General features: G+C 60.3%; 3 protein-coding genes. All 3 read left to right on the top strand.

Annotated elements, in window-relative coordinates; all coding sequences use genetic code 11:
* The coding region (locus J0I64_RS19140; RefSeq protein ID WP_291411235.1) for a cupin domain-containing protein at positions 1-633 on the top strand (633 nt) is incomplete at its 5' end.
* Positions 630-2,219, top strand: coding sequence for an ABC transporter substrate-binding protein (locus J0I64_RS19135; protein ID WP_291411234.1), 1,590 nt, complete (start codon positions 630-632; stop codon positions 2,217-2,219). The genes J0I64_RS19140 and J0I64_RS19135, both read left to right, overlap by 4 nt.
* A 59-nt stretch (positions 2,220-2,278) precedes the next feature.
* Positions 2,279-3,221: ABC transporter permease (locus J0I64_RS19130; RefSeq protein WP_291411232.1), on the top strand; the 943-nt coding region annotated here is incomplete at its 3' end.

Genomic DNA, 3,221 nt, shown 5'->3' with positions numbered 1-3,221 from the left:
GACTGTATGACGGAGGGGAATGCCAGTCTTGGCGCGCGACTGCACCAACGCCGCAAGGAGTTGGGCCGCACCATGCGCGATGTTGCCAAGGATAGCGGCCTCACCGTTGGTTTCATCTCGCAGATTGAGAGGGACATTTCCCGGCCGTCGCTATCGTCCCTCTATGCCATGGCCCGCGCGCTCGACACGAGCGTAGACCGCTTCCTGTCGCAGGCCCCCGAGCGCGCCCACCGGCAGGTGACGCATTCGTCGGCGCGCCCTCGCTTTTCGCTGGGCTCGACCACGCCGGTCTACGAATTTCTTGAGCCGGGCTTTGACGAAGCCAAACTCAATGCCTGCATAACCCACGTACCGCCTGGCTTTGCGTCCGAGGTCATGCGCCATGAGGGCGAGGACTTCGTTTATCTCATCGCCGGCACCATGATCTACACGGTCGACAGCGTCGCCTACCGGCTCGAGGCGGGCGACACCCTGCATTTCAATTCGACCTTGCCGCATGCCTCGGAAAACCCGGGCGACACCGTCGCGACCGAGCTTTGGGTCGGGACCATGCGCCTGTTCGCCGACAGACCCCATTCACCATCGCTGCCGTTGGGAACGCGGCCGATTGCACCTGAGGAGACCAATCGATGAAACTGACCAAAGCACTGGCCAGCGCTTTTTTGAGCATGACCATGCTCACCAGTGTGAGCTTTGCGGCGACGCCGCAGGACACTTTGGTGATCGCCGACGCCATTGACGACATCATCACCCTCGACCCTGCCGAGGTCGGCGAAGTCGGCGGCATCATGGCGGCAAAGCAGATCTATCAGCCGCTCGTGACCTTCAACGTCAAGAATCCGACCGAGATTTTCGGTGTCCTCGCTGAAAGCTGGGCCGTTTCGGACGACGGCAAGACCTTCACCTTCAAGATGAACCCCAACGCCAAGTTCGCTTCCGGCAACCCGGTGACGGCACATGACGCGGAGTTTTCCTATCACCGCGTGGTCAAGATGGCCTCGCGTTCGGCATTCCTCCTGACCCAGTTCGGGTTCACCGTCGACAACATCGCCGATCGCATCAAGGCGGTCGATGACGCCACGCTCGTCATCGAGATCGAGCAGCCCTACGCCGAGTCCTTCGTGCTTTACGCCCTGTCCTCCTACGTTGGCGGCATCGTCGACAGCAAGCTCGTGCTCGAGCATGAAGTCGATGGCGACATGGGCAATGCCTGGCTCAAACAGGAAAACACCGCCGGCTCCGGCCCGTTTGTTTTGAGCAAGTGGTCGCCCAAGCAGTCCATTCTGCTGACCCGCAACGAGAACTTCTGGCAGGAGCGTCCCGGTGTCGAGCGCGTCTTTTTCCAGCACGTGCCGGAAAGCGCCGCCCAGCGCCTGCTGCTCGAAAAGGGCGATATCGACATTGCCAACAAGCTCGGCCCGGATGACTACACTTCCATCGGCGGCAATGCTGACGTCAAAACCCTCGATGGGACTTCGGGCGTCATCTATTACATGGGCCTCAACGTTCGCAACGAAGCCCTGAGCCACCCCGACTTCGTCAAGGCGATGAAATACCTCGTCGACTATGACGGCATTGCATCGAGTATTGGCCAAGGCACTATTGAAGTGCACCAGACCCTCGTGCCCTCGGGTTTCCTCGGCGCTCTCGACTACAACCCGTATTCCCTCGATATCGAAAAAGCAAAAGAGCTGATCGCTTCGAGCGGCGTCTCGACGCCAGTGACTCTCGAAACCGTCGTCTGGAACGTGCCGCCCTATACCGATTTCGCCCAGGCCGCACAGGCGACGCTGGCACAGGCCGGTATCAATCTCGATCTCCAGGTGGTCGATGGCCAGCAGTGGCTGGAGCGCTACCGCTCGTCCGATCTCGACATCTGGGTTGGTCTCTGGGGACCGGACTATCCCGATCCGCATTCCAACGCCAAGGCATTCGCTGTCAATTCCAAGGACGCGCCTGACGGCTCTTCGAGCCTTGCCGACCGCTTCGGTTGGGATGCCGGAGATCTCTCCCCCAAGGCCATGGCCGCGCTGCGCGAGAACGACACCGCGCTGCGCCAGTCCATGTATGAGGAAATCCAGAAGACCCACACCGATACCTCGCCCTTCCTCTACATGTTCCAGGAAGTACGCCGCGTCGCTGTCCGGTCGAACGTCAATGGACTTGTCCTCGGCCTGACGCTCTCTGACGATCGCTATTGGGACGTCACCAAGGACTGATCATTTCCCGGCGCGGCGACAAGGTCGCCGCGCCGTTTCCAAGAACCTGGATTTTCGACGTGGCAGCAACCGCTCCTGCATCAGAAGGCATCAGGCGCCTGGGTCGGATATTGACCGGCCTGGCGACGATAGCCGTGACGCTTCTGGGGCTCATTGCCCTGACCTTCTTCATTGGCCGGATCATCCCCATCGATCCCGTCCTCTCCATCGTTGGTGAGAAGGCGACACAGGAGGCCTATGACAAGGTCTTTTACGCCATGGGCCTCGACAAGCCGGTCTGGGAGCAGTTCGCAAACTACACGCTACAACTGCTGCGCGGCGATTTCGGCACCTCATTCACCACGACACGGCCGGTCCTGACGGACCTCCTCACCTTCTTCCCGGCGACGCTGGAACTGGCAACGCTTGGCCTGCTGCTCGGCATCGTGCTCGGCGTGCCGGCGGGGGTGATCTCGGCCTATTGGCACGACAAATGGCCTGACCACCTGATCCGCTTCGTGGGCCTGATCGGCTATTCAGTGCCGATTTTCTGGCTCGGCCTCGTCGGTCTCTATGTTTTCTACTACCGCCTCAGCTGGGTTGCCGGTTCCGGGCAGATCGACGTCTTCTACGTCGGGGTCGTCGAACCGATCACCAATTCCATCCTGATCGACAGCATCCTGCGCGGCAAATGGGACGTGTTCTGGAATGCGGTCAGCCATATAGTGCTGCCCGTCTGCCTCATCGGCTACTTTTCCATGGCCTATCTCTCCCGCATGACGCGCTCGCTCATGCTCGACCAGTTGACCAAGGAGTATGTGCTCACCGCCCGCCTTAAGGGCGCGAACGAGTTCGAGGTCGTTTTTGGCCATGCCCTTCGCAATGCGGCCATTCCGCTCGTCACCATTATCGCGCTCTCCTATGGCGGACTACTGGAAGGCTTCGTGCTGATCGAAACCGTCTTTGCCTGGCCAGGCCTCGGCAATTACATCGCCTCGTCATTGTTCCGTGGCGACATCAATG

Origin of the sequence: Devosia sp. (assembly GCF_017307565.1) — a bacterium.
GTDB lineage: Bacteria > Pseudomonadota > Alphaproteobacteria > Rhizobiales > Devosiaceae > Devosia.
This window is presented reverse-complemented; position numbering and strand designations above follow the sequence as displayed.

Excerpts from the sequence above, each read along its gene's own strand:
- J0I64_RS19135 (WP_291411234.1), top strand. The coding sequence starts at position 630 with ATGAAACTGACCAAAGCACTGGCCAGCGCTTTTTTGAGCATGACCATG.